Annotated in this window: 24 protein-coding genes; 11 read left to right on the top strand and 13 right to left on the bottom strand. The window is 61.9% G+C overall.

From position 1 onward, the window contains the following. Window positions 1-92: 92 nt before the first annotated feature. A complete protein-coding gene (locus J2X54_RS01120; RefSeq protein ID WP_310176821.1) occupies window positions 93-1,472 on the bottom strand; it encodes an amino acid permease in 1,380 nt (459 codons plus the stop codon). 60 nt (window positions 1,473-1,532) lie between these two features. Beyond that, window positions 1,533-2,015, bottom strand: coding sequence for an Lrp/AsnC family transcriptional regulator (locus J2X54_RS01115; protein ID WP_070250266.1), 483 nt, complete (start codon window positions 2,013-2,015; stop codon window positions 1,533-1,535). 135 nt (window positions 2,016-2,150) lie between these two features. Between J2X54_RS01115 and kynU the strand changes: the two genes are divergently transcribed. Together kynU and kynA are read left to right on the top strand one after the other, a co-directional pair. After that, the gene (kynU, locus tag J2X54_RS01110; RefSeq protein WP_310176818.1) at window positions 2,151-3,413 is read left to right on the top strand and encodes a kynureninase; all 1,263 of its coding nucleotides are present in this window, start codon (window positions 2,151-2,153) and stop codon (window positions 3,411-3,413) included. Window positions 3,414-3,429: 16 nt separating this feature from the next. Continuing rightward, the gene (kynA, locus tag J2X54_RS01105) at window positions 3,430-4,290 is read left to right on the top strand and encodes a tryptophan 2,3-dioxygenase (protein WP_070250269.1); all 861 of its coding nucleotides are present in this window, start codon (window positions 3,430-3,432) and stop codon (window positions 4,288-4,290) included. On the opposite strand, the gene ccoS is transcribed toward kynA, so the two are convergent. The 7 genes from ccoS to J2X54_RS01070 form a co-directional block, all read right to left on the bottom strand. Continuing rightward, window positions 4,224-4,454 (bottom strand): cbb3-type cytochrome oxidase assembly protein CcoS, encoded by a 231-nt coding sequence (gene ccoS, locus J2X54_RS01100; protein WP_070250271.1) that lies wholly within the window; start codon window positions 4,452-4,454, stop codon window positions 4,224-4,226. The genes kynA and ccoS overlap by 67 nt on opposite strands. Continuing rightward, window positions 4,454-7,021, bottom strand: a complete 2,568-nt coding sequence (locus J2X54_RS01095) for a heavy metal translocating P-type ATPase (protein WP_310176812.1) — start codon at window positions 7,019-7,021, stop codon at window positions 4,454-4,456. Before J2X54_RS01095 ends, ccoS begins: the two co-directional genes overlap by 1 nt. Then, a complete protein-coding gene (locus J2X54_RS01090; RefSeq protein WP_310176806.1) occupies window positions 7,003-7,806 on the bottom strand; it encodes a sulfite exporter TauE/SafE family protein in 804 nt (267 codons plus the stop codon). Before J2X54_RS01090 ends, J2X54_RS01095 begins: the two co-directional genes overlap by 19 nt. A gap of 5 nt (window positions 7,807-7,811) precedes the next feature. Then, entirely contained in the window at window positions 7,812-9,242 is a 1,431-nt protein-coding gene (gene hemN / locus J2X54_RS01085; protein ID WP_310176803.1) for an oxygen-independent coproporphyrinogen III oxidase, read from the bottom strand. Window positions 9,243-9,268: 26 nt separating this feature from the next. Further along, on the bottom strand, window positions 9,269-10,906 hold the full coding sequence (locus tag J2X54_RS01080; protein WP_310176801.1) for a methyl-accepting chemotaxis protein: 1,638 nt from the start codon (window positions 10,904-10,906) through the stop codon (window positions 9,269-9,271). A 116-nt stretch (window positions 10,907-11,022) separates the two neighbouring features. After that, complete coding sequence (locus J2X54_RS01075; RefSeq protein WP_310176799.1) at window positions 11,023-13,074, bottom strand: EAL domain-containing protein; 2,052 nt, start codon at window positions 13,072-13,074, stop codon at window positions 11,023-11,025. 83 nt (window positions 13,075-13,157) lie between these two features. Beyond that, the gene (locus J2X54_RS01070) at window positions 13,158-14,096 is read right to left on the bottom strand and encodes a DUF808 domain-containing protein (protein WP_310176797.1); all 939 of its coding nucleotides are present in this window, start codon (window positions 14,094-14,096) and stop codon (window positions 13,158-13,160) included. A 164-nt stretch (window positions 14,097-14,260) separates the two neighbouring features. Between J2X54_RS01070 and J2X54_RS01065 the strand changes: the two genes are divergently transcribed. The 3 genes from J2X54_RS01065 to J2X54_RS01055 all read left to right on the top strand — a co-directional run bounded on the left by J2X54_RS01065 (window position 14,261) and on the right by J2X54_RS01055 (window position 17,876). Then, window positions 14,261-14,902, top strand: coding sequence for a LysE family transporter (locus J2X54_RS01065; RefSeq protein WP_070247653.1), 642 nt, complete (start codon window positions 14,261-14,263; stop codon window positions 14,900-14,902). A gap of 69 nt (window positions 14,903-14,971) precedes the next feature. Further along, window positions 14,972-17,257, top strand: a complete 2,286-nt coding sequence (locus tag J2X54_RS01060) for a DUF6600 domain-containing protein (protein WP_310176795.1) — start codon at window positions 14,972-14,974, stop codon at window positions 17,255-17,257. Window positions 17,258-17,600: 343 nt separating this feature from the next. Then, entirely contained in the window at window positions 17,601-17,876 is a 276-nt protein-coding gene (locus tag J2X54_RS01055; RefSeq protein WP_019924194.1) for a DUF493 family protein, read from the top strand. On the opposite strand, the gene J2X54_RS01050 is transcribed toward J2X54_RS01055, so the two are convergent. Continuing rightward, window positions 17,869-18,675 carry a LysR substrate-binding domain-containing protein gene (locus tag J2X54_RS01050; RefSeq protein ID WP_310176791.1) on the bottom strand — a complete coding sequence of 269 codons (807 nt, stop codon included), beginning with the start codon at window positions 18,673-18,675 and terminating at the stop codon, window positions 17,869-17,871. The two genes, J2X54_RS01055 and J2X54_RS01050, sit on opposite strands and share 8 nt — an antisense overlap. 176 nt (window positions 18,676-18,851) lie before the next feature. On the opposite strand from J2X54_RS01050, the gene lipB reads away from it, so the two are divergent. The 3 genes from lipB (at window position 18,852) to J2X54_RS01035 (ending at window position 22,325) form a co-directional block, all read left to right on the top strand. Next, window positions 18,852-19,547: a lipoyl(octanoyl) transferase LipB gene (gene lipB, locus J2X54_RS01045; protein WP_310176788.1), complete on the top strand. Its 696-nt coding sequence runs from the start codon at window positions 18,852-18,854 to the stop codon at window positions 19,545-19,547. Between the two features lie 30 nt (window positions 19,548-19,577). Beyond that, window positions 19,578-20,570 carry a lipoyl synthase gene (gene lipA, locus J2X54_RS01040; RefSeq protein WP_310176785.1) on the top strand — a complete coding sequence of 331 codons (993 nt, stop codon included), beginning with the start codon at window positions 19,578-19,580 and terminating at the stop codon, window positions 20,568-20,570. Window positions 20,571-20,726: 156 nt separating this feature from the next. Further along, window positions 20,727-22,325, top strand: a complete 1,599-nt coding sequence (locus J2X54_RS01035; protein ID WP_310176782.1) for a hypothetical protein — start codon at window positions 20,727-20,729, stop codon at window positions 22,323-22,325. 44 nt (window positions 22,326-22,369) lie between these two features. Here J2X54_RS01035 and J2X54_RS01030 read toward each other — a convergent pair whose 3' ends face one another. Beyond that, the gene (locus tag J2X54_RS01030; protein WP_310176779.1) at window positions 22,370-23,185 is read right to left on the bottom strand and encodes a hypothetical protein; all 816 of its coding nucleotides are present in this window, start codon (window positions 23,183-23,185) and stop codon (window positions 22,370-22,372) included. Window positions 23,186-23,320: 135 nt separating this feature from the next. Then, window positions 23,321-23,542: a helix-turn-helix transcriptional regulator gene (locus J2X54_RS01025; protein WP_310176776.1), complete on the bottom strand. Its 222-nt coding sequence runs from the start codon at window positions 23,540-23,542 to the stop codon at window positions 23,321-23,323. Between the two features lie 77 nt (window positions 23,543-23,619). On the opposite strand from J2X54_RS01025, the gene J2X54_RS01020 reads away from it, so the two are divergent. Further along, window positions 23,620-24,066 (top strand): hypothetical protein, encoded by a 447-nt coding sequence (locus J2X54_RS01020; RefSeq protein ID WP_310176774.1) that lies wholly within the window; start codon window positions 23,620-23,622, stop codon window positions 24,064-24,066. Window positions 24,067-24,085: 19 nt separating this feature from the next. Next, a complete protein-coding gene (locus J2X54_RS01015) occupies window positions 24,086-24,622 on the top strand; it encodes a hypothetical protein (RefSeq protein ID WP_310176772.1) in 537 nt (178 codons plus the stop codon). Between the two features lie 99 nt (window positions 24,623-24,721). On the opposite strand, the gene J2X54_RS01010 is transcribed toward J2X54_RS01015, so the two are convergent. Continuing rightward, window positions 24,722-25,543, bottom strand: coding sequence for a hypothetical protein (locus J2X54_RS01010; RefSeq protein ID WP_310176769.1), 822 nt, complete (start codon window positions 25,541-25,543; stop codon window positions 24,722-24,724). A gap of 138 nt (window positions 25,544-25,681) precedes the next feature. Here J2X54_RS01010 and J2X54_RS01005 point away from each other — a divergent pair, with 138 nt between their 5' ends. Further along, window positions 25,682-26,467 carry a metallophosphoesterase gene (locus J2X54_RS01005; RefSeq protein WP_310176767.1) on the top strand — a complete coding sequence of 262 codons (786 nt, stop codon included), beginning with the start codon at window positions 25,682-25,684 and terminating at the stop codon, window positions 26,465-26,467. The last annotated feature ends 311 nt before the right edge of the window (window positions 26,468-26,778 follow it).

Raw genomic sequence — 26,778 nt, 5'->3', positions numbered from 1 at the left:
TAAGCGTGCAGAACTCAAAAATCCTTGATGTGAATCAAAATTTCCCGTATGCACTTCAGGGTCAGTGCCGACATTTGGACACGGCCTCAGCGCTATCCGGCTGAGTTCGTGTCTGAATGTCGGCACTGACCCCGAAGGTGACCCCGAAGGTGGTAGCAGATGGCGAGGACTGTGATCCACGCCGGCATCATGTAGACCGCGATGCGGGTGTCGGGGGTGAGGTACATGATGACCACGATGGCGGCCATGAAGGCCAGGCACAGGTAGTTGGTCCATGGCTGGCCCCAGCTGCGGAAGCGCGTGGTCTCGCCTGCCTGCGCCTTGCTCTGGCTGAACTTCAGGTGGGTGATGCTGATCATCGCCCAGTTGATCATCAGCGCTGCCACCACCAGCATCATCAACATGCCAAACGCCTTGCCCGGCATGACGTAGTTGACCACCACGCACAGGGCAGTGGCAGCTGCCGACACGCCCAGCGCGTGCACCGGGATGCCGCGATTGTTCACGTGCGCCAGGGTTTTCGGTGCGTGGCCCTGCAGCGCCAGGCCCAGCAGCATGCGGCTGTTGCTGTACACGCAGCTGTTGTACACCGACAACGCGGCTGTGAGCACCACCACGTTCAGCGCCGAGGCCACCCAGCCGTTGTCGAGCGCCTGGAAGATCAGCACGAACGGGCTGCCGCCTTGCTGCACCTGGCTCCACGGGTACAGCGACAGCAGCACCGCCAGCGCGCCCACGTAAAAGATCAGGATGCGGTACACGACCTGGTTGGTGGCCTTGGGGATGGTTTTTTCCGGCGACTCCGCTTCGGCCGCCGTGATGCCCACCAGTTCGAGCCCGCCGAACGAGAACATGATGATGGCCATCGCCATGATCATGCCGCCCACGCCGTGCGGAAAGAAGCCGCCCAGCGCCCACAGGTTGGTGATGCTGGCCTGCGGGCCGCCGGTGCCGCTGACGAGCAAATAGCCGCCGAACACGATCATGCCGACAATCGCCGCCACCTTGATGATGGCAAACCAGAACTCCATTTCGCCGAACAGCTTGACGTGCAGCAGGTTGACCGCATTTATCAACAGGAAGAACCCGAGTGCCGACGCCCACAGCGGCACCGACGGCCACCAGAACTGCACGTACATGCCCACCGCAGTGAGTTCGGCCATGCTGACCAGCACGTACAGGATCCAGTAATTCCAGCCCGACGCAAAACCGGCAAACGGTCCCCAGTAGCGATTGGCGAAGTGGCTGAAGGAGCCGGCCACCGGCTGGTCCACCACCATCTCGCTCAGCTGGCGCATGATGAAGAAGGCCATGATGCCGGCGATCGCATAACCGAGGATCACCGAGGGGCCGGCCAGCTTGATGGTCTGGGCCACGCCCAGGAACAGGCCGGTACCGACCGCGCCGCCGAGGGCGATCAGCTGGATGTGGCGGTTGCTCAAGCCGCGCTTGAGCGTGTTGTCATGGTTCATGGAGGTGCGGCTTTCCTTGGGTTGGCGGGAGCAGGGCAGGGATCGAAGCTGGTACGGCGATCATACAGTGTGTTGCTGAAGCAACCCGGCGCCCAGTACCGGCGACTCGCCCAGGTTGCGCAGCACCATGTGCGAGCGGATGTCGAGCACGCCCGGCACCTTGTACAGCTTGTCCATCACGAAGTCGGAATAGTGTTTGAGGTTGCGCGCCCGCACCCGCAGCATGTAGTTGGCCTCGCCGGTGACCACGAACGAGCCCACCACTTCTTCCCACTGCGGCAGCGCAGCGACGAACTGTTCGTGCCACTGGTCGGTATCACGGCGCATGGTGACCATCACGAACGCTTCCACGTCCAGCCCCAGCAGTTCGGCGTTGAGTCGGGCGGTGTAGCCGAGGATGATGCCGGCCTGTTCCAGCAGGCCCACGCGGCGCAGGCAGGCCGACGGCGACAGGAACACCGTTTCGGCCAGCCGGGTATTGCTGATGCGGCCATCCTGTTGCAGGGCGCGCAGGATGGCAAGATCGACCAGGTCGAGGTTCATTGAAATATTTTGCGGTTTTTGATGGTGATTTTCGAATAATAGATCAATAACAGCGCTTTCAGTGCGGTTCTTTGCGCGAAAAAATCGTCATCGTTGTTCTAAAATGTCGCATCCACCTCATCCTGCGGGACTCCTATGACCACCGAACAAGATTGCCTGGCGCTTGACGCCGCCGACCCGCTGGCCGACCAACGCGCCCAGTTTGCGCTGCCCGACGGCGTGATTTACCTCGACGGCAATTCGCTGGGGGCGCGTCCGAAGGCTTCCTTGCAGCGCGCGCAGCAGGTGATCGCCGCCGAGTGGGGCGACGACCTGATCCGCAGCTGGAACACGGCCGGCTGGTACGACCTGCCGCGCCGCCTGGGCAACTTGCTCGCGCCCATCGTCGGCGCCGCTGCAGACGAGGTGGTGGTCACCGATACCACGTCGGTCAACCTGTTCAAGGCGCTTGCCGCCGCCATCAAGATGCAGGCGGACCATCCCGGGCGCGCCGGCCGGCGCGTGATCATCACCGAGCGCGACAACTTCCCCAGCGATATCTACATGGCCGAAGGCCTGCTGGGCTGGCTCGAGCGCGGCTACGAGTTGAAACTGCTGGAGTCCTGGTCCGACCTGCCGGCCGCATTGTCGGGCGAGGCCGGACAGCAAGTGGCGGTGGTCATGCTCACCCACGTCAATTACCGCACCGGCCGCATGTTCGACATGACCGCCACCACGGCGCAGATCCACGCCGCCGGCGCGCTGGCGATCTGGGACCTGGCCCATTCGGCCGGCGCAGTGCCGGTGGCGCTGAACGCCGCCAACGCCGACTTCGCGGTCGGCTGCACCTACAAGTACCTCAATGGCGGGCCCGGTTCGCCGGCCTTCATCTGGGTGCCGCAGCGTCACCATGCGCAGTTTGCCCAGCCGCTCACCGGCTGGTGGACCCATCGCCAGCCGTTCGCCATGCAGCCGGCCTATGCGCCGGTGGCCGGCATCGGCCGCGCGCTGTGCGGCACCCAGCCGGTGGTGTCGCTGGCCCTGGTGGAATGCGGCCTGGAGATCTTCGGCCAGGTAGCGATGGCGGCATTGCGCGCCAAGTCGCTGGCGCTGTCTGACCTGTTCATCGCGCTGCTCGAAGAACACTGCGCCGGCCACCCGCTCGAACTGATCACGCCGCGCGCGCACGCCGAGCGTGGCAGCCAGGTGAGCGTGATGCACCCGCACGGCTACGCGGTGATGCAGGCGCTGATCGCGCGCGGCGTGATCGGCGACTACCGCGAGCCGCAGGTGATGCGCTTCGGTTTCACGCCGCTGTACACCAGCTACCAGGACGTATGGCGCGCGGTGATGGTCTTGAAGGATATCCTCGACCGCAGCGACTACCAGGTCGATGCCAAGCGCGATGCAGTGACCTGAGCCCACGGAGACGATCATGAAATGCCCGGTATCTCACGATGGTGTCAGTGCCCCCGCAGCCGACTACCACGGCGCCCAGCTCGATTTTTCCAAGGACATGAGCTACGGCGACTACCTGTCGCTCGACACCATCCTGTCGGCCCAGCACCCGCTCTCGCCCGAGCACAACGAGCTGCTGTTCATCATCCAGCACCAGACCAGCGAGCTGTGGATGAAGCTCATGTTGCACGAGCTGCACGGCGCGCGCGACAACATCGCGGCCGGCCAGCTGCCGGCGGCGATGAAAATGCTGGCGCGCGTGGCCGCCATCATGAACCAGCTGGTGCACGCCTGGGATGTGCTCTCGACCATGACGCCGCCCGAGTACACGGCGATCCGCCCGTACCTGGGCGCCTCGTCCGGCTTCCAGTCGCACCAGTACCGCGAAATCGAATTCCTGCTCGGGAACAAGAACGCCACCCACTTGCAAGTGCACCAGCACAAGCCGGAGGCGTACGCGATACTCAAGCGTGCCCTGGACGCGCCGTCGATCTACGACCAGGCCATCATGGTGATGGCGGGCAGCGGCCTGGCGGTGGACGCGCAGCGCCTGGCCGGTCCTTGGGACCAGCCGGTGAAATCCGACGACTCGGTCAAGGCCGCGTGGACCACCGTGTACCAGAACACCGGCGAGTATTGGCCGCTGTACGAACTGGCCGAAAAGCTGGTGGACCTGGAGACCGCCTTCCGGCTGTGGCGCTTCCGCCATGTGACCACCGTGCAGCGCGTGATCGGTTTCAAGATGGGCACCGGCGGCACCGACGGCGTCAATTACTTGCGCAAGATGCTCGACGTGGTGCTGTTCCCGGAACTGTTCGAATTACGCACCGAGCTCTGATCTTCATTGTTGGCGTGCTGCGGCCGGTCGTCGTCCTGCAGCACGCGCAGGCCTGGCCCCACGAGGTCGTCGAACTGGCCGTCGTCGGACGCGCGAAAGAACACCCACAGCGCCACGAACACCAGCAGCACGCTCAGGGGAATGAGCAGCAGCAGCGCTTCCATCAGGTCTCCCTGCCCACGCGGCGCAGCCGCAGTGCGTTGGCCACCACCACGGCCGAACTGGCCGCCATGCCCACGCCCGCCAGCCACGGATTGAGCAGCCCCAGCGCCGCCGCTGGAATGGCCACCACGTTGTACACGCTGGCCCAGGCCAGGTTCTGGCGGATCACGCCCATGGTGCGCGCGGCTACCCGGGCGCTGTCGACCACCGCGCCCAGCCGGCCACACAGCAGCACCGCGTCGGCATGGGCTTGCGCCAGCGCTGCGCCTTCACCCATCGCGAACGAGACATCGGCCGCGCTCAACACGGCAGCGTCGTTGATGCCGTCACCCACCATGGCGACCACCGCACCCTTCATCTGCAATTGTTTGACGAAGGCCAGCTTTTCCTCGGGCAGGTAGCCGCCCACGGTGATGCCGATGCCCAGCTGGTCACCGACGCGGCGCGCCAGCACGTCATGGTCGCCGCTGAGCAGCACCACCGTCTTGCCGGCGCGGCGGAAGTAGTCCACGGTCGCTTGAGCATCCTCGCGCAGGCCGTCGTGCAGTTGCAGGCAGGCGAGCCACTGGCCTTCGGCGCCCAGATACACTGGCGTGGCGCCGTCCGCCACCTCGTGGGCAGGAGCGAGTCCGGTACTCTGCGTGATTGCTGCGGCGCCTGCAGTGCCGGCGCTTGGCGGCAGTAGCGCCATCCCCGCGATCCCTGCCACGAATGCAGCGCTACCGAGCCGGTACCGGCGGTTGTGCAGCACCGCCTCGATGCCGCAACCGGGCACTTCGCGGATTGCGTCCGGGGGCCAGTCCTCGCGCCGGCCGCCGCCGGCCTCCACGGCTGCGGCCACGATGGCGCGCGCCAGCGGGTGGGCGCTGCCGGCGTCGAGCGCGGCGGCCACCTGCAGGCAGAAGCTCGCGCGCATGGCGCCCAGCGGCACCGTCGCCTGCAGCACCGGGCGGCCGTGGGTGAGGGTGCCGGTCTTGTCGAAGACGACGTGGGTGGCGCGGTGCAGCGTTTCCAGCGTTTGCGCGCCGGTCACCAGCACGCCGCCGCGCAGCAGGCGGTCGGTGGCGGCTGCCAGCGCGGTGGGCGTGGCCAGCGACAGCGCGCAGGGACAAGACACCACCAGCACGGCAATGGCGATCGGCCAGGCGCGCAGCAGGTTGCCGTCGTGCCAGGCCCACCAGCCGAACGCGCACAGCGCAAACAGCAGCAGCCCCGCCACGAACCATGCCGCCACGCGGTCGGCCCACAGCGCGATGCGCGGCTTGCCCTGTCCCGCGCGGTCGATCAGCTTGACCAGGTTCGACATGGTGCTGTCCTGGGCGCGCCGTGTTACCCGCGCCAGCACCACGGCGCCGGCATTGATCGCGCCGCCGGGCAGGGCTTCGCCGAGTTCCTTTGGCACCGGGACGCTCTCGCCGGACAACAGCGACAGGTCGAGCGACGTGCTGCCATCGACCACCACGCAGTCGGCCGCCACCGCCTCGCCGGGCTTGATCATGATGACGTCATCGATTTGCAGGGTGGCTGCGCGCACCAGCGTGGCGCCGCGGCTGTCGGGATAGTGCGCCAGCAAGGTGGCCGCTGCCGGCAGCGCGTGGTGCAGCCGTTCCAGTGCTGCGCCGGCGCGGCGGCGCGCGCGCAGCTCGTACCAGCGGCTGCACAGCAGCAGGAAGATGAACATGGTGACCGAATCGAACCATACCGCGCCGGTGCCGCGCACGGTGGCGACGACGCTGGCGCCAAACGCGGCGCCGATGCCCAGCGCCACCGGCACGTCCATCCCGAGGGTGCGCGCGCGCAGGCTGGCCAGCGCGCCGCGCCAGAACGGCAGCGCCGAGTAGGTCACTGCCGGAATCGTGAGCAGCAGGCTGGCCCACTGCATCAAGGAGGCCATGGCCGGATCGAGCGTGCCGTCGCCGTTGGACATGTAAGCCGGCGCCACGTACATCATCACCTGCATCATCGCCAGGCCGGCCACGAACAGCTGGCGACCGAGCGTGCGTGCGGCCTGACGCTGCTGTACCTGGTGGCGGCCGGCGTCGTACGGGTAAGCGGCGTAGCCGATCGCGTGCAGCGCGGCCAGGATGTCGCCGGGTGTGCAGTTGTCCTGGCGCCAGCGCACGTAAAGGCGTTCGGTGGCGACGTTGAGCTGGGCCGCTTCCACGCCGGGCAGGCGCGCCAGCCGGTGTTCGATCAGCCACACGCAGGCCGCGCAGCGGATGCCTTCCACCGCGAACGTCGCTTCACGCGTGTACTCGTCACGCGCGAAGCGCGGGTCGGCGTTGTCGTAGAGTTGCAGCGCGGGCGGCGCCAGGCTGGCGTGATCGGCGTTATTGGCGTTGTCGGCTTTATTGGCGCTGGCGGCAAACGCGGAGCGGTCACGGTAGTACGATGCCTGCCCGAGATCGACGATGGTTTGCGCCACCGCCGCGCAGCCGGGGCAGCACATGCTGTGGATAACGCCGTCGATGTCCACCGGCCAGCTGGCGCTGGCCGGCACCGGTTCACCGCAGTGGTAACAGCCGGCCGCTGCGTCGGCGGCGCGTGATTTCAATGGGGTGTCAGGCATAAGATAGAGATCCATTCCGGCACAATGCCGTCACCGCTGCCGGCTCGCAGCAGTCCCAGCAAGCCAAAACCGAGTACCGCCACGCCGCAGGCGATGCGCACCAGCGGGCGGCGCATGGCCCGCTGCACGCGCATGCCCACCAGGCCGAGGCCGACCAGCATCGGCAACGTACCGAGGCCAAACGCCAGCATCACGATGGCGCCGTCGAAGGCGTCGCCGCTGAGCATGGCGGTGAGCAGCACGCTATAGACCATGCCGCACGGCAGCCAGCCCCACAGCGCACCGAGTGCCAGCGCCTGTTGCGGTTTTTCGATTGGCAACAGGGTTTTCATCAGCGGCGCGATGGCCCGTTGCAAGCGCTGCCACAGCACTCGGCCACCTTGTTCGAGCCATGCCAGGCCGCGCCAGGCGTTCATCAGGTGCAGCCCGAGGGCGACCAGCATCAGGTTGGCCAACCAGTAAAAGCCCAGCTGCATGCCGGCCAGGCCAGCCAGGCTTTGCGCGCCGCCAGCCAGCCCGCCAGCCATGGCGCCGGCCAGCATGTAGCTGGCGATGCGGCCGGTGTTGTAGGCCAGCACGCGTGTCAGCGCTGCCGTGGACGAGTGGGCGGAGGCAGCAGCACCGCCGGCAGCAGCTATCGGGATCGCTGCACGCGGCGATGCCGATGACGACGGCTTGCTGCTGGCGCTGGCCGACAGCGCACCCACAATCCCGCCACACATGCCCACGCAATGGATGCTGCCCGCCAGGCCCACCAACAATACCGGAAGCAGCTGGACGGCCATGGCGGTCAGATGGTTTTCGAGTAGCGCAGCGGTTGCGCGCTGTCGAGCCTGGCCGTGGCCAGGTAGCGGTCGAACACCATGCAGATGTTGCGTATCAGGAGGCGGCCCTTGGGCGTGATGCTGATCCACTCGCTGTCGACCGTGAGCAGGCCATCCTGCGCAAATGCCTTCAACTGTTCCAGCTCCGCTGCGAAGTAGTTCCTGAAGGTGATCGGGAACGATTGCTCGAGCGAGGCCAGCGACAGTTCGAAGTTGCACATCAGCTTCTGGATCACGATGCGGCGCAGCAGGTCGTCGTTGTCGAGCTTGATGCCGCGGGTGATCGGCAGCACGCCGGCATCGAGCTTTTCGTAGTAGGCCTCGAGCGTCTTTTCGTTCTGGCTGTAGGTGGCGCCGATGGCGCTGATGGCCGAGACGCCGCACGAGATCAGGTCCGCTTCGGCGCGCGTGGAGTAGCCCTGGAAATTGCGCTGCAGGCGACCCTGGCGCTGGGCCACGGCCAGCTCGTCGCCGGGCTTGGCGAAGTGGTCCATGCCGATGTACACGTAGCCCGCCGCGCACAGGCGGCGGATGCACAGCGCCAGCAAGTCGAGCTTGACGGCGGCGGTGGGCAGGTCGGCATCAAGGATGCGCCGCTGCGGCTTGAACAGGTGCGGCAGGTGGGCGTAGTTGTACAGCGCAATGCGGTCGGGGCTGGCGTCGATGACCTTGTCGAGCGTGCGCTCCATGGTGTCCATGGTCTGCTTGGGCAGGCCGTAAATCAGGTCGATGCTGATCGAGCGAAAGCCAGCGTCGCGCGCGGCCGCCATCACGGCGCGGGTTTCTGCCTCCGGCTGGATGCGGTTGACGGCCTTTTGCACGTCGGGATCGAAATCCTGTACACCCAGGCTCACCCGGTTGAAACCCTGTGCGCGCAGCGAGAAGATGCGTTCGGGCGTGACCGTGCGCGGGTCGATCTCGATCGAGTATTCGCCCTGCGCGTCCGGCGCGAAGTCGAAATTCTCGTGCAGGTAAGTCATCAGGTCGCCCATTTGCCTGTCGCTCAGGTAGGTGGGCGTGCCGCCGCCGAAGTGCAGCTGCTCGACCTGGCCGATGCCGGCAAACAGCCGGCCCTGCATGTCGAGTTCCTGCTTCAGGTAGCCGAGGTAGGTGGCGGCCTTGCCGTGGTCCTTGGTGACGATCTTGTTGCAGCCGCAGTAGTAGCAGATGGTGTCGCAGAACGGCACGTGGATGTACAGCGACAGCGGGCGCTGGCTGCGGCGCAGGCGCAGGCCCGCCACCGCCTCCAAAAACTGGCCGTAGCCGAAATCGGGCACGAAGCGGTCAGCGGTCGGGTACGAGGTGTAGCGCGGACCGGACTGGCTCAATTTGCCGATGATGGCGGCGTCGAATTCGACCGCGTCGATGGCCGACGCGGGGGTGCTGGAGGTAGGCATGATATGACTTTCAGACTCTTGCGCTCTCAGGCGGCCAGGCGGCGGGGTTCAGCCCTGGTGGCGGCACGAACTGTATTGGCGCCCTTGGCCCGCGATGGCGCCCGGCCGAACTTGAACAGGCTCACCGCCTGCGTCAGGCCGCCCGCTTCCACGGCCAGGCTGGCGGTGGCCGCTGCCGCTTCCTCGACCAGCGCGGCGTTCTGCTGCGTGACCTGGTCCATGTGGGCGATGGCCGAATTGACCTGGTCCACGCCGATGCTCTGCTCGTGCGAGGCCACCGAGATTTCGCGCATGATGGCGGTCACCTGCTGTACCGATGTGACCACCTGCTTCATGGTGGCGCCGGCGCGGTCCACCTGCACCATGCCGGCGCTGACCTTGCCGACCGAGACGTCGATCAGGTTCTTGATGTCTTTGGCGGCGGTGGCGCTGCGCTGGGCCAGGTTGCGCACTTCGCTGGCAACCACCGCAAAACCGCGGCCCTGTTCACCGGCGCGGGCCGCTTCCACGGCGGCGTTCAGCGCCAGGATATTGGTCTGGAAGGCGATGCCTTCGATCAGGCCGATGATGTCGACGATCTTGCGCGACGAGGTGTTGATTTCATCCATGGTGGCAATCACGTCGGCGACGATCTCGCCACCCTGCACGGCCACGTGCGAGGCGCTCACGGCCAGCTCGTTGGCCTGCGCCGAGTTGTCGGCATTCTGCTTGACGGTGGCCGAGAATTGTTCGACCGACGATGCGGTCTCTTCCAGGCTGGCCGCCTGCGCCTCGGTGCGGCCCGACAGGTCGGCGTTGCCGGCGGCGATCTGGCGCGTGGCCACGGCCATGGTCTCCACGTTGACGCGCACGTCGCGGATGGTGGCGATCAGGTTGCTGTTCATCTGCTGCAGCGCGCGCAGCAACTGGCCTACTTCGTCGGTGGCATGGGTTTCGAACGACGCGGTGAGGTCGCCGGCGGCGATCGAGCGCGCGCCGTCGAGCGCCTGCCGCAGCGGCAGCAGCACCGAGGCCCGCAAGGTGTACCACAGGAAGACGTTGATCAAGAGGCCCAGGAAGGTGGCGCCGAAGATGGCGTAGCGGTGGCCCTCGTCGCCCATCAGCGCGGCCACGCACACGCCCAGTTGCAGTACATTGACCACGCTGGTGGCGAGCCAGATGCGCATGCCCAGCGAGACGTGGGACAGGCGCGCCAGCAGGTGCAACAGGCCGGGGCGGATCAGCTGACCGTTCTTGATGCGGATGCCGTGGCCGTCGCCGGTGCGGATGGCCTGGTAGGCTTCCTCGGCTTCGGCCACCTGGTGGCGCTCGGCTTTGACACGCACCGACATGTAGCCGATGGTCTTGCCATGTTCGCGGATCGGCGTGATGTTGGCGCGCACCCAGTAGTGGTCGCCGTTCTTGCAGCGGTTCTTGACGATGCCGGTCCAGGGCGTGCCGCCCTTGATCGAGGCCCACAGGTCGGCGAACGCCTCGGCCGGCATGTCGGGATGGCGCAGGATATTCTGCGGCGCGCCGATCAACTCGTCCTCGGTGTAGCCGCTGATTTCGGTGAAATACGGGTTCACGTAGACGATATTGCCATGCAGATCGGTCTTGGACACGATGGCCTGGTCGTCCAGGACGTCCACTTCGCGGTTGCTGACGGGTTGGTTGTTGCGCATCACACTCTCCGGCTGTTGTTGCTTTATCGCAATAGATGCAGCCAGTGTACGGAGTCCGTCAACCAATTTTATTGATGTAGATCAAAATTTGCCGAGGAAGGGTTGTCGATGTTGTATCAAGGGGCGAGGGGCCGCAACGGGCCTACCGCGTAGCCTTGCGCGTAGTCCACGCCCAGGTCGCGCACCACGTCCAGGGTGGCGTCATCTTCCACGTATTCGGCCACGGTGCGCAGGCCCATCACGTGGCCCACCTCGTTGATCGCCTTGACCATGGCGCGGTTGATGGAATTGGTGGCAATGTCACGGATGAACACGCCGTCGATCTTGAGGAAATCGACCGGCAGCGCTTTCAGGTACGCGAACGACGACAGCCCGCTGCCGAAGTCGTCGAGCGAAAAGCGGCAACCGAGCGCCTTGAGCTTGCCCATGAATTCCTGCGCCTTGATCAGGTTGGCGATCACGGCCGTTTCGGTAATCTCGAAGCAGATGTGCTGCGGCGCCACGTTAAATTCACGGAACTGCGCGACGATGTAGTCGTGCAAGCCCTCGTCGGCCAGCGAGGTGCCGGACAGGTTGATCGAGTATTCGACCGGTGCAGAAGCGCTTTCACCGGCATGGCGGCACACGGCGCGGATCACCCAGCGGTCGATGGCGTTCATCAGGTCGTAGCGCTCGGCGGCCGGAATAAAGGCGCCGGGCAGGATCAGGTCGCCCTTGGCCGGCTGGATGCGGATCAGCACTTCCAGGTGGTTGGCGCCATGCTCGCCCAGCCCCACGATCGGCTGCGTGTACAGGCGGAAGTACTGCTGCTCGAACGCCTCGTTCAGGCGTGACACCCACTGCATCTCACCGAGCCGGCGCGCCAGCCGCTGGTCCGATTCGCGGTACACGTGCACGCGGTTGCGACCGCGCTCCTTGGCCAGGTAGCAGGCCTGGTCGGCCGCCATCAGCAATTCCGTCATCGACTTGCTGTGGCGCGTGACCTCGACCATCCCGATCGATACGCCGAGCTCGAAGCTGCGGTCCTGCCAGACGAAACGGAAATTGCGGATCGACTGGCGCAGGCCCTCGGCGATCAGGCGCGCCTGGTCGATGGCGCAGCGCGGCAGCAGTACGCCGAGCTCGTCGCCACCGAGACGCGCCAGCACGTCGGAGTCGCGCATCTGCGTTTGCAGCATGCGCGCCAGCAGTTGCAGCAGCAGGTCGCCGGCGGCGTGTCCGCAGGTGTCGTTGACGATCTTGAACTGGTCGAGGTCCATGTACAGCATGGCGTGCACATGGCCTTCCTCCTTGGCGCTGTGCAGCGCCTCGGCGATGCGCGCCTCGAACTCGCGCCGGTTGATCAGGCCGGTGAGGGTGTCGTGGCTGGCGTTCCACGACAGCTGGCGCGTGAGCTTGCGCTCGTGGCTGACGTCGCGGAACACCACCACCACGCCCAGCAGCGCGCCGTTGTCGGCCCAGATTGGTGACGCCGATTCCTCGACCGCGATGCGGCGCCCTGCGCGCGTGACCAGCTGGTTGTCGGATGCCGGCGCCACCGTTTGGCGCAAGCGCAGGCAGCGGAGCGCCACGTGTTCGGCGATGGGTTCGCCGGCCTCGCTGGTCAGGTGCAGGGTGATGGCGATGTCCTGCCCGCGCGCCTCGTCGTTGCCCCAGCCGGTCAGCTGTTCGGCGGTGCGGTTCAGGTATTCGGTCTTGCCGTGGGGGTCGATGGTAATCACGCCCTCGCCGATGGCGCGCAAGGTCACTGTTGCCATCTCGCGGTCGCGCGCGCTGGCCTGTTCGGCCAGTTTGCGGTCGGTGATGTCCCACACCACGCCCAGGGTGCCAACGGGCGCGCCGTGGGCGTCGCACTGCATGTGGGCCTTGGCGGCCAGCCAGTGCAGGCTGCCGTCGTCCCAGACCACGCGGTATTCCACTTCGTAACCGGTGCCGGCATCCACGGCTTCCTGCATGATGGTGGCCAGGGCATCACGGTCATCGGGATGGACGTAGCTGAGGAAGTCGACGAATGGCTGCGTCAGCCGGCCTGGAGGCAAACCGAGCAGGCACTGGCCACTGCATTGCCAGCTGACCGTGCTGTTATAGACGGTGCCGTCGTGTATCGCCGTATCCCAGATCGTCATGCGCGCTGCGTCCAGCGCCATCCGTAAATGCCGAACATCCATGTGCCACTCCCGAACCGATGGTGTGGGTCTTGGAGTGGCTACTGGTCAGAAAGTTCCGGCAGAATTCGGATTTTTTGAACGTGTCAGGCGGGCTTTTTGGTCGAGTGCCACAGCTTGCCCACCACGGTCACCACCACCAGTGCCAGCGCACCGGCCACCAGTCCGGTCACGGCGCCGATCACGGACTCCGTGATGAAGGACAGCACCGGGCCGACTGCGGGCACGTCGGCCATCACTTCCTGCGCGTGGTGCACCACGTCGTGGCTGCCGGGTATGCCGTGCACCAGGATGCCGCCGCCGACCATGAACATGGCGGCCGTGCCGACCACCGACAGGAATTTCATCAGCACCGGCGCGGCAGCCAGCAGAAAGCGGCCAAATCCGCGCGCGACGGCGTTGCCCAGCTTGCTCAGGTACAGGCCGGCGTCATCCATCTTGACGATGCCGGCCACCAGGCCGTACACGCCCACCGTCATCACCAGCGCGATCATGATCACCACCAGTGCCTGTTCCATGAACGGCTTGCCTTCCACGCTGCCGAGCGCGATGACGATGATCTCGGCCGACAGGATGAAGTCGGTGCGCACGGCACCCTTGATCTTTTCCTTTTCCAGCGCCACCAGGTCGGCCTCGGGATCGGCCACGGCCGCCACCAGTTCCTGCTTGCGCTGGGCTTTTTCGTCCTTGTGCAGCACGCTGTGGGCGATTTTTTCGAAGCCCTCGAAGCACAGGTACAGGCCGCCGATCATGAGCAGCGGCGTGATCGCCTGCGGCAAAAAGGCGCTGATCGCCAGCGCCGCCGGCACCAGGATTCCCTTGTTCTTGAGCGAGCCGACCGCCACCGCCCACACCACGGGAAGTTCGCGGGCCGCGCGCACGCCGGACACCTGCTGCGCATTGAGCGCCAGGTCGTCACCGAGCACGCCGGCGGTTTTCTTGGCCGCGACCTTGGTCATCACGGTGACGTCGTCGAGAATGGTGGCGATATCGTCGAGCAGGGCCAACAGGCTGGTACCGGCCATTAGCGGCTCCCTCGGGTGGTGAAAGTGGTCATGGGTAGTCCTTATTATAGAAGCAGCAAGTTTAACCCAAGCCAAGCCGGCGACGATATGGCGACACCGCTACAATGTGCGTTACCGCGCAGCATTTTGCTGGCGCCGGAGACAATCAGGGATCGGACCACATCATGAGCTTTGCCGTTTGGCTGGGATTTTTCGTTGCCGCCTGCATTATTGCCGTCTCGCCCGGCTCGGGCGCCGTGTTGTCGATGTCGCACGGGCTGTCGTATGGGCTGCGCCGCGCCAGCACCACCATCCTGGGCCTGCAAACCGGCCTGCTGCTGATTTTCTTCATCGCCGGCGCCGGCGTCGGTTCGCTCTTGATGGCGTCCGAAGTAGCGTTCAACGTGGTCAAGACCGTCGGTGCCCTGTACCTGATCTACCTGGGCCTGTCGCAGTGGCGCGCCAAGGTGGCCATCGGCGCGCAGCAGGCGCAGCTCGAAGTGGTGGTGCCGTCGCCACGCAAGCGCTTCCTGACCGGCTTTCTGACCAATGCCACCAATCCCAAGGGCATCATCTTCATGGTGGCGGTCCTGCCCCAGTTCATCACGCAAGGCGCGCCCTTGCTCCCGCAATTGCTGATCCTGGCAGCTACCATGTGCGCGATCGACCTGGTGGTGATGCATGGCTACGCCTTCCTGGCTTCGTCGATGCAGCGGTTCTTCCGCGACCCGCGCGCAGTCAGGCAGCAGAACCGCGTGTTTGGCGGCTTGCTGATGGGCGTGGGCGCGGCGCTGTTCTTTGTGAAGCGCGGCGCTGCAGCAACTTGAAATTATTTGTAACCGATGTCGGCCAACCGGCGGTTGCCGCGTTATATCCACCATACTAACGGAGACGCCATGAACCTCATCCCCACCGTCGTGCTGGCCGTGCTGGCCGGCTGGAGCACCCTGGCCCAGGCCCAATCCGACCTGCCGGCGGCGGTGGGACGCATTTCGGCGGTGCAGGGCCAGGTCACCCTGAGCGGCGAGGATGAACCGGTAGCCGCCAGCCTCAACTGGCCAGTCATCGCCAACAGCCACCTGGTGACCGCCAGCGGCGCCCGTACCGAGTTTCGTCTCGGCTCCACGGCGGTGCGGCTCGACGCCGACTCGGATCTCGAAATCACCCAGCTCGACGACGACCTGCTGCGCCTGCGCCTCAATTACGGCAGTGTCAGCATCCGGGTGCGCAATGCCGACTTGCTGCGCGACTTCGAACTGACCACGCCGCAGGCGCGCATCACCATGATCGAGCCGGGCCTGCTGCGGGTGGACGTGGAGCGCCTGCCCGACACCAGCCAGATCAGCATGCTGGCCGGCACTGCGCGCGTCGATGGCGCCGGTTCCTCGGTGACGGTCAGCCCGGGCCGCCAGGTGGATGTCACCGCCGCCGACGTGCGCACGACCGTGGCGCGGCGCGATGGCTTCGACGTCTGGACCGACGAGCGCGACCGCCAGGCCGAGGCCGTGGTCTCCACTCAATACGTTTCCACCGGCATGACCGGCTACGAAGAACTTGACCGCCACGGCAGCTGGACCGAAAACGTCGAATACGGTCCCTTGTGGGCGCCGCGCAATGTCGCCGCCGACTGGGCGCCGTACCGCGACGGACGCTGGACCTGGCTGGCGCCGTGGGGGTGGACCTGGGTCGATAACGCACCCTGGGGCTATGCGCCGTCGCACTACGGCCGCTGGGTGACGGTGCGCCAGCGCTGGTACTGGGCGCCGGGCCGTCCGTCCGGCCGCCCGGTGTGGGCGCCGGCGCTGGTGGGCTGGGTGGGCGGCGTCAACCATCCGAACCAGGGACCGGGCCTGGGCTGGTACCCGCTCACGCCGCGCGACCGCTTCGTGCCGGGCTACCGGGTGTCGTCCGGCTACGAGCAGCGCCTGAGCTGGAGCTACAAGGGCAAGCCGTTTACGCCGCGTGGCGGTCACGACGATGGCCGCAACGGCGGCTGGGACAGCCATCGCAATGGCATGACCGTGCTGCCGCGCGCGCAGTTCGAGGGACGCAATATTATCCGTGTCAATCGCGGCGACCATTTTGTGCCGCGGCCACAGCAGGCCAACCTGGTGACGCCGGCCACGCCGCCGCGTCCCGCCGGCCCGGGCCGCATCGAAACCAGCCGCAACTGGCAGGACCGCGACGGCAACGGCCGCCCGGACCGTTTCGACAACAACCCCCGCATTGGCAACAACCCGCGTGGCGACGGGCCGCGCAACGACAGCAATCCGCGCAATGACTGGGTGCGTAACGATAACGACCCGCGTAACGGCTGGGTGCGCAACGATAACAATCCTCGCAATGACAACCCACGCTACGATAACAACCCGCGCAATGACGGGCCGCGCAACGATCACCGCCTGGGGCGCGTGATTGCCACCAATCCGGCGCTGGGGCAGCAGCCACAGCAACAGCAGCAGCCACAGCAGCCCCAGCAGCCACAGCAGCCGCCGCAGCAACAGCAGCCGCCGCAGCAACAGCAGCCGCCGCAGCAACAGCAAGGCTGGCAGCCCGGCAAGGGCCAGCCGCAACGGATCAGTACCCTGCCGCCGAACCAGATCGGCGCCCCCGATGCGCCGGCGCAAACCATCAACCCGCGCGACGTGGGCATTGAAATCCATACCCGCCCCAATGGCAGCGGCCGTCCCGGCAATGGCGCCCTGATGCCGGCGCCGGTGTTGCAAATCGGCAATACCCGCGACCGCTTCCAGCGCGACGACAATGATCGTCGTCAGCGCGACGACAACGAACGCCGCCAGCGCGATGACAATGACCGGCGCCAGCGCGATGACGATCAGCGGCGCCAGCGTTGGCAGGACGGCCGCTCGCAGCAGCAACCGCAGGCGCAACAGCAGCAGCCTCAACAACAGCCTCAACAACAGCCGCAGCCGGAACGCCCACGCTTTCAGCCACAGCAGGAGCGACCGCAACAGCAAGATCGACCACAGCAGCAAGAACGTCCGCGTTGGAATACCGAGCGTCAGCAGCCGCAAGAGCGGCCTCAGCCCCAGGCGCAGCCTGCCCAGCCGCCACGCCAAGCCGTGCCACCCCCTGCGCCACCGCAGGCGCAGCCGCAACAACGGTCCGAGCAACGACAGCCGCGCGAACACCGTGAACGCCCGGGCCAGGATCAACGGTAGTTGGCGCTTAATCCGCATAACAGCGTTTCAATCCGCTCACAGTGCATTTCGTCGCACGACTGTGGCGTTCGGCCGCAGGACTCATTACATTCGTGTCATTGCAGCTTGCGATGACAACGAACTCCGTTGCCAGGTTCGCAGTGCGCATCGCCTCATCCCTTTGCCCCAACTATTTTCAGTATTCCCGGGAAAATAGTTTTTGCCAGCCTACAAGGCTGGCTTTTTTTTGCGCGCGGCGGCCCCACATGGGTCACTGGCCTCGCAGCCGGCAACTTTGGCTACAATGCAGGCTGGCGGCGTCACGTCGATGTCCGCCGGTTTTTCTTAATAGATTGGAATGATTATGCAAGCGATCCCACCGACCGAGTCCCTCATCGAGTACCCGAGCGATTTTCCGATCAAGGTGATGGGGCCGACTCATATCGACTTCGCGCCGACCATCGTGCTGGTGGTGCAAAAGCACGACCAGGATTTCCACGAAGGCAAAATGGAAGTGCGTCCTTCGTCCAAGGGCAACTTCACCGGCCTGACCGTGACCGTGCGCGCCACCAGCCGCGAACAGCTTGATGCGCTCTATTCCGAGCTGTCGGCGCACCCGATGGTCAAGATCGTCATGTAAGCAGCTGGCGCTGGAAGGCGGCGACCTCGTCGTGCAACCAGCGCCGCAACGCCGCCACCTGCGGCCGCTCGGCCACGCCCGGCGGCGACACCAGGTAATACGCCTCCGCACAGGCTTGTGCCGCACCGGGCTGCCGGGCCAGCCGGCCAGCGGCAAGCTCCGGCGCCGCCACCACGTGGTGCATCAGCGCTTCGCCTTCGCCTGCCAGCACGGCGCGCAGCAACTCTCCTCCCTGCAACGCTTCCGACACCGACGCTAAAGCGTTATCGGCACAGTGTGCGCTCACTACGCGATAGCGTACCTCGTCCATCAGGCGTTCCACCACCATGCCCGGATGCCGGCCCAGGTCGAACACGATGGCGGCATCCACCCCGGCGCGCGCCAGGTCCGCCAATGGAGTCCTGGTGTGCAATACCAGGTCGATCTCGGGATGCAGTTCGATAAAGCCGCCCAGCCGCGGCGTCAGCCAGCGCGCGGCAAACCAGGCTGGCGCAGCCAGGGTCAACGGGGCGACGGCGCCAGCGGCAGGGCGCAGGGCGTCGGCAGCGGCGCCGATGGCATCAAAGGTCTTGCCCAGGACCTGGGCGAACTGCAGCGCCTCGTGAGTTATTTTCACTTGTCTTCCATGGCGCACGAACAGTGGCCGGCCCAGGTCTTCCTCCAGCGCCCGTACCTGGTGGCTGATCGCCCCGTGCGTCAGACGCAACTCGTCCGCCGCGCGCGAGAAATTCTCGTGGCGGGCCGCCGCCTCGAAGGCGCGCAGGGCGGAAAAATTCGGCAAACGGCGGCTGGCGCTCATCTGGGTCTGTGGATAACTTTGTGAATAAAACTGGCAAGAAAAGCGGAATATACCGCACCTACAGGCGATACGGCAATGTTTACCATGTGAATAAAACTAACCAATGAGCGAAGTTGGCCGAGTGCTGGCCCGGCCGTGGCCGGATGCCGCCGCGCCGGCTGATTTATAATGGCGGCATGACGTCCCCCACCACTCCCGAGATCCGCCACCTCGGCGTTGCCGATTACGACACCACGTTTGCCGCCATGCGCGCGTTTACCGACGCCCGCACGCCCGATACGCGCGACCAGTTGTGGATCGTCGAACACGCACCGGTGTTCACCCTGGGCCTGGCCGCCGACCGTGGCCACCTGCTGGCCGGCGCTGCCGCCATCCCCGTGGTGCAGACCGACCGTGGCGGCGAAGTGACCTACCACGGCCCCGGCCAGGTAGTGATTTACCTGCTGATGGACCTGCGCCGCAACAAGCCCGGCGGCAAGCTGTATGCGCGCCAGTTCGTGCATAAAATCGAGCAGGCGATCATCAATGTGTTAGGGGCGTATAATCTCGTCGGTGAGCGTATTGACGGCGCGCCCGGCATTTACATGGCGGACGGGCCCAGGCGCGGCGCCAAGATTGCCGCGCTGGGCTTGAAAGTGCGCGGCAACGGCTGCACGTACCACGGGCTGTCACTGAACGTGGCGATGGACCTGGCGCCGTTTTCCTGGATCAATCCATGCGGCTATGCCGGCCTCGAAACCGTCGACATGCGCACCGTCGGCGCCCAGGCGCAACTGGCCGACGTGCAGCAGCAACTGGCCGAGGAACTGGTACGGGTGCTGTCTATCGAAGTCGAAGCGCCCGTTCTGCAACCAGCCGTACAACCTGAATAACCAATCCAGCCCGCGAGGGCATGCAGCCAAATGACCACTGAGACCACCTCCAGCACTCCCGCTTACAACCCGAGCGAAAAGCAAAAAGGCGCCAGCAAGACGTCGCGCATCCCGATCAAGATCGTGCCGGTCGAGCAGGTGGAACGGCTGAAAAAGCCGGAGTGGATCCGCGTCAAGGGCGCCTCGGCATCGAGCCGCTTCTACGAGATCAAGGACATCCTGCGCGAGAACAAGCTGGTCACCGTCTGCGAAGAAGCGAGCTGCCCCAACATCGGCGAATGCTTCGGCAAGGGCACGGCCACCTTCATGATCATGGGCGACAAGTGCACCCGCCGCTGCCCGTTCTGCGACGTGGGCCACGGCCGTCCCGATCCGCTTGACGTCAACGAGCCGATGAACCTGGCCAACACCATCGCCAAGCTGCGCCTGAACTACGTGGTGATCACCTCGGTCGACCGCGACGACTTGCGTGACGGCGGCGCCGGCCACTTCGTCGAGTGCATCACCAAGACCAAGGATTTGTCGCCACTGACGCAAATCGAAGTGCTGGTGCCGGACTTCCGCGGCCGCCTCGACAAGGCGCTGGCGATTTTCGCCGACGGCCTGCCCGACGTGATGAACCACAACATGGAAACCGTGCCGCGCCTGTACAAGGAAGCGCGTCCCGGCGCCGACTACATGCACTCGCTCAAGCTGCTCAAGGACTTCAAGGCCCTGTACCCGAACGTCAAGACCAAGTCCGGCCTGATGGTGGGCCTGGGCGAGACCGACGAAGAAATCCTGCAAGTGATGCGCGACATGCGCGAGCACGACATCGACATGCTGACCATCGGCCAGTACCTGGCGCCATCGAACAGCCACCTGCCGGTACGCCGCTACGTGCACCCGGACGTGTTCAAGATGTTCGAACAGGAAGCCTACAAAATGGGCTTCGGCCACGCCGCCGTGGGCGCCATGGTGCGCAGCTCGTACCACGCGGATGAGCAGGCGCATAACGTGCTGGCGGCTGTGAGTAATCAGTAGTTGGTGAGACAATGCAGAAGTTGGTGAGACAATTTCAGAAGTTAATGAGACAATTTATGGTGGTTAAGCGGTATTGAATCATAAAAAGTCATTCATAAACAAATAGTTGCCTTCTATCTCCGCTCTGGCCAAGGGCGAAAATTCCTGGCGAATAGATTGGTTCGGCGATCTGGCTTTCCCGAACCGTCTATTTCGCCGGACGCAGCCCTCGTTACTTATTCATCTGTCCAAGGTCCTCGACGCCAATTTCGTCAGGATCCTTCCGTCCTACTCTCTCCTGATTCGACAACGCCGGCCCGCTTCCAACGGAAGGTACGGGTCTCGGCCGGTACCCTGCCGCTGCTACGCATCGGCGACATCTGGCGCGACGGCAAATTAGAAGCGAGTCCCGATTACCAACTCGAACGCTTCGTCGACCTGCAGATTGACGACAACACCGTTCATCTGGTTAAGGCCGGGTTGAACTTGGACGACAAAGGCTTCCTGTTGCCGCTGTCGGAACACCCATGGCATTTGAACTGCACGCATTCCTATTGCGTGATGGTGGAGCTGCCAGACGGCCGCCAGCTTATTATTCCATGCATCGAGCTGATCCGATTCTATTTTGGGTCGTCAAGTGGGTTGGTCACCAAGCTGTTTCTACCTCCATTGCAGCGTAAAGCGCTATATGGCGATTCCCAGTTCGACTCAAGTACGAAGCGCCTCTTCCTCGGTTTAGCCGAAAAAATATCGGGTGCTTCCGCAGCAGATATTGGGAGGATGCATTTGGACCCTGTCGCATGGCGGGCTGCGATGCATGTCGGTACGTCAGCATTGAAGGCGTCGGTTGCCCGGCAGACTATCTATCCACAGGGCTTCTTTCCATTCGAAGGCAAGACCACCCTGGCGGCCGCCGGAAAATGGTTGAGCTTTGGTGATCAGGCGGAAGCGACGTTTCTCGTCTATAGCCTTCGTTCCTGTTCTCACCCATTCCCCTTCCGGTCGTTGCGCTACAAAGTGCAAAATGGTTTTGCTCGCGCGAATGGCGTTGCGCCCCCTCGCCAAAGCCAAGGTGCCATCCGCAGCTCGGCCAACGATGCGTCTGATCAGTCAATAGTGGAGCGGGACGCGTCAAACGGGCTGTCGCCGAAGGCGATGCAGATTCATCTAGAGCCGCGCTTTCCAGATTTGCAGAAAAAGCCAGTCTGGAAAGACAAAATACTGGCCAGCGGCGATGAAGCTGGACGAGCCGGTGGCGGTACCAGCCAGGCGGTCGAGTCAGCCGCTATCGGCGAGTCAGGTTCTGAGCAACGAATTCGCCCCGTGAGTCTGGATATATTGCTCAATACTGATCCAGATAAGCGTGGCGGTATCCCGCAATTTATGCGCGAGGCCGTCGAGGCACTATCGACGCTTAAGGGGCTCGATATCGATCTTCTTACCGAGAGCGATGAAGATGGATGGACTGTGCCGATTACCGCGCTATCAGATGAGGAAGGTGAAATTGACATACGACTTTTTGTCGCGGAGGAAGGGGAAATCCTGCGACTTCGCCGGGCATCGGCCTTTGGAGTGCGGCGCGGTAAGGTGCACTTGAGCGTAGTGTTTATCGAGGCCTCACCTCTTTATATCAAGATGTATCCAGCCAACGCTAAAAATCTTGATGAAGTTTGGGATACCTTGCATAAGGCCGGGTCACATTACCTTCACTTGCCGAATGAGGAAAAACTCACGATCGGCAATTGCACCAGCCTATTACGAGAAGTACTGGGATAAGTTGCAGTTTTCTGGAACCATCGAATATTTTCACATGGTCATCGTTAGGCAACCACAGGAATCGTGGGAAAATGAATGCTCCCTCCGTGTTCATTTAATACAATGAAAAAAGGCAGGTCAATATGATCTACTAATGTTCCTGGGAAAAATGCTTGTATTAAAGCGATAACATAATCTATTTTAACAGCAGTTAGGCGATTTTCTTTTTCATTATAAGAAACCAATATTCCAGAAAGAGCGGGATTAACTTCGAGATTTGTGGTGATCGTCCAAATCGCTCCCCCACTCATACCGAATGGATCTGGAGCGTCCGCTGCATCATAAGATAGGTGGAGGTTTATAAGTTCACCCAAAGGTTGTCCATCACCGCAAGCTTCTTTTGTAATCAGGACACAACTAGTAGCTCGATGCTTATATTTTGGAAACGATCTATTTTTTGATGAGGGGTAGCCAGAGGCAATATAAGCATGATTTTCTAATAAAGTATTAGGAAGCAAAAACATGTGAAAAGGCAAGAACGACTCATCTGGAATTTCTTTATAATTTTCTTTATTTATTTTTATAATCGAAATATCGAATTCATTTGCAACATCAGTTGCGTCGTCATGGCCAAAAATATCTTCGGTTACTTGAATAAATTCATACAAGTGATGGTTATAGAGATAAATCGATCTATCCGCTGATTGATGTCGTAAATGGGTTACGTGTGCCGCCGTGACGATAAAATAATCATCTAGAATGCGCAAAAGTGTCGCTGTGCCTTTTTGTTCGTACGTTCCAGCGTTTTTCACGCAAACAGGAACCTGAAATTCCATCAAACGCTGCATGAATTCAGACGACTCCAGATTGTTGTCATCCATTGCCAATCCTATTTTGATACTGGGTTTGAGGGGCGACGCAGTGCCCGAAGGCACGATTGTCTTCTATGCAATTAGGCGGCGGTCATGCTAATACCCAATGGTCGCGAACTCACCGTTGTTAGCAATCGCGCTACCCTACGTACGTAAGAAATTCAACATTTCAGATGGCTCGACCCCTAAGGTCTCGGCCAAAGTGCAAATGTTCACAAGCGCTATATTACGCTGCCCACGCTCTATCCCACCCACATATGAACGAGCCAGGCCACTTTCCAAGGCAAGGCGTTCTTGAGACCAGCCGTGTGCCTTTCGCAGCTCCACGAGATGTTGTCCAAACAATTTTAGCGGATCGTAGTCCATAGCGTCAGTCAGGGAAGGAACGCTACGAGAATAGGGATTTGACCTTTATGTGGCGACGCTCTATAGTTGCACGCACTATGAGTATCAATTCGCAAAATTTTCATTTGTTCGGTCTTGCCAGGCCAGCTTTCTCTCAACGGTTCATTAAGCTGCAAAGCGATCTGAAAGCTACGCTCGCACATAGCCATAGCAGGCCAGCCCATGCCGTTTTAGATATCCAGGATCGCTTGATATTGCGCCTAGAAGGCTGGATAGACAGCGTCGAGGATTCGAACATGCTGGCAAAAACTGACATTGTTCTACTTCGTCAGACCCTGGCTGCAAACAGAAATGTTTATCGACTGAAGGCACTCGCCGCGCACAGGGTAGAAATTTCAGATGCCGAGCAGCGGGCTTTGAATGAGGAACTAAATTCAACGATGAACCAGATACTCGCAAATGCTCTCCCGAACACCGGTATGGGAGCCAGTCCGGATGCTAGAGGCCTACCCATTCCTGCTTCCAAGCAGAGCCCCCGCCACTGATTGATTGAAGGAAGAATGAATGTCGCCAAAAAAGAGCCAGTACCCAACGAGGCCGCTTTCGAAGACTCTAGGCCTATTCGACATGGCGGTCTTCGTTGTAGTGCCAGGCTTGCTGGCTTGGCAAATCACTGGCGATTCGTCAGAAGCGCTGTTGATCGGTTGCGGAGGCTTTGTAGTGATCGCGGTCGTCAAAGGCATTCGTCGACATCTCAGTTCTAAAGGCAGTTTTGCTGATGCCAAGAAGCACTTGCAAGCCAACGGATTTAGAGTAGATATGGAATTTCGGCAGCTGTTCGCTGTTGATTCTGTCGGCAAGAAAATTGCGTTTATGGATTTGCAAGCGATGTCGTATGAAGTGTACGATATGAAGGATATTCTTGGTTGCGAACATCAGTGGGTTAACAAAACGACCGCCAATGGGCAAATCGAGAAAACACAAAACGTCATCGTCTTCAAAACAAGAAATGTACACCAGCCGCTTTACAAATTTCGAGCCTTCGATCACGGGACTTGTGAACTCTGGCTTGCGCGGATCAACGCGCTTCTAAACTCGTGACGCGCTTGCTATTAGCAGTATGCAACTGGCATCGAAACGGCGCTGGTGACATCGCGCTGGATATGGAACTTACGCTCGATGCCGCCTCTCCGGAGGTCGTTAGCTAGCGGCAGGGCTCATAGCCGCAATCTGGAAGAGCATGACGACACCCGAGCTAAACATGACGCTTGCCATGATAATGCTGAGCTCGAAGCCGACGAAGGTCGTAATGTCTGTAGCAATGAGCTCTTTGCGGACAAGGTATTTGATGAGTCCGCGCTTTGGTAGCCAGTGGATGAGTTCTTCGAGCCGCATTCCTCGGAAGGCATTAAAACTTGCTGCCGCAAGCGATCCGATAACTACCGCGCAAATCATTATGATGTGCGCCTTTTGAAAAAAGGCCACTTCAGGTGACGTTGGAATATTTGCAAGGGCTTGAAATGACGGTGCGGCTGCGCTGAGGGCGAGGGGCGGCAGGGTGGCCACGACACCGGAAAATAGCCCGTACATTAGTGCTACGTATACACCCATTCCCAGGGCCGTTACTGCAGTCAATGTAATCCCGACGCTGTACTTGGTGATACGACGCCGCAGCGGACGTGAGTATTTGCTTAAATCGCGCTGTCCAGCGGTGATAAGCAGCGGTATGCCGCCCGCTAGTAGTGTGACCAGCGCATCTGCCCAGATATTGCCAGTTTTTGTGATGACGAATATGCCTAGGCACCAAGCGAGCGCTTGCCGCGTAAGTCCCCAGTAAAACTTGAATTCCGGATCCTTGCCAGCCCAATACTGTTCGGTAACGCCATAGATTCTCCTTCGCATCTCCATCCTCTCAGTGATTAACAAGCACTTGATTTTACTTGCCTGAAGGAAATTTTGCGAGTGACATTTGCCTGAAGGGATGGCTGAAAAATGAGCAAATGCGAAACCGTAAGGATGCATTAAATGCTGCTAAGACACGTAGCGAGGCGAAACCATGCAAGAATCGTCAACTGAGATGCACTTCGTAGTTTGGACTCTTTCACTACTCCGGGTACGATAGACGTACCCAAATCCAGACGTTATGGCCGACGTTTCATTATGCGCATCCTCGTCCTATCCGACCTGCATCACGAACTGTGGCGTGAGCACGCGCCACAAATTGACCCTGGTGTGAGCCACCCTGACGTGGTTATCTTAGCAGGTGATATTAACACCGGTGACAAAGCCGTTGACTGGGCTGTGCGCACCTTCCCGGGCTTGCCAGTAATGTATGTACACGGGAATCATGAAGGTTACGGGCACCATCTTGATGACGTGCAAGAGAAAATTCAAGAAGCGTGTGAAGCCGCCGGGAATGTGCATTTCTTGAACTGCGGCGAGCAATTCATTGGCCGCGTTCGCTTCCTCGGCGCGACCATGTGGACTGATTTTCGACTTTTTGGAGATGACGAGCGCCAAGCATCGATTCGTGAGGCGGAGGCGGTGATGACTGACTACAAACGGATTCGGCTTGCAAAAAAGGGCTACCGAAAATTGCGGGCAGCGGATACAGCTCAGTTCCATTCGATCCAAAAGTCGTGGCTGAGAAAGAAGCTAGACGAACCGTTCGACGGTGCGACTGTGGTGATCACCCACATGGCGCCATCCATGCTCTCAGTAGCCGACAAATTTGGCGATGCACAGACTTCAGCTGCATACGCATCACGACTTGATGATATGGTGGCGAAAGCTAACTTATGGGTACACGGCCATATGCATGAATCGTCAGACTACGAACTCCATGGTTGTCGGGTTGTATGCAATCCCTGCGGCTATATGGACCGCAACGGAGATCCCGAAAATCCACAGTTTGATCCCGACCTCGTCATTAATTTGGATGGATGAACTTGAGATCACAGATAGTAGTGAGGCAACTTAGCTCGAGACGGTTGATTTTTAAGTAGAAATAATATACATCCAGAGCAAGCAGGCCTGGCGCTTTTTTCATTTCATACGTATACTGACATAGCTATATTGCCATTTTATTGTGACTGCAGATAATGATAACAAACTGGGCGGAAACGTCACCTGACCAACGTTTGGTAGAACGTATAACGCAACTCACCGAGGGGCGAAGTGACTATTGGTCCTTTCGAAAGGACGCTAGGCGGCAAGGATTTCATGGCCTTATTCGTTATCCAGCGATGATGATTCCA

It is taken from the genome of Duganella sp. 3397, assembly GCF_031456625.1.
Classification (GTDB): domain Bacteria; phylum Pseudomonadota; class Gammaproteobacteria; order Burkholderiales; family Burkholderiaceae_D; genus Rugamonas; species Rugamonas phyllosphaerae.
The sequence above is the reverse complement of the archived record's forward strand: the minus strand, read 5'-3'. Positions and strand labels throughout refer to the sequence as shown.